This is a genomic window from Tamlana crocina (assembly GCF_012037625.1).
Genome location: NZ_JAAVJS010000635.1, coordinates 1 through 329 on the forward strand (window position 1 = coordinate 1; position 329 = coordinate 329).

Annotated in this window: 1 protein-coding gene; it reads right to left on the reverse strand. The window is 41.0% G+C overall.

The annotated features are described in order from the left end of the window. Positions 1-74: 74 nt before the first annotated feature. On the reverse strand, positions 75-329 hold a 255-nt coding region (locus tag HC176_RS18370; protein ID WP_425338228.1), incomplete at its 5' end, for a DoxX family protein.

The window sequence follows — 329 nt, forward strand, 5'->3', positions numbered from 1 at the left end:
TGAGCATTTACAGGATTGGTAAATACTGCAAGAAGAAATACGAGAGTGCTTAAAAAATACATTTTCATAGTTATTTATTTTTTTACGCTCAATTGCGGTTGAGCAGGGTTTGTTTCGGTTAAAGTCTCTTTAGAAAAGTTATTCAGAATAAAAAACAGGAGTCCGCCCATGATGGCCACATTTTTAAATAAGGGTCCCATGGTATGAGCCTGTCCTACCTGAATGGTAAGGGTAATTGGAATTAGAACTGCCAGAAGGACAGCTGCCGCCCACCGGGTTTTGAATCCTGCAAAAAAGGCCAGTCCTGCCACGAGCATCACAATACCTGA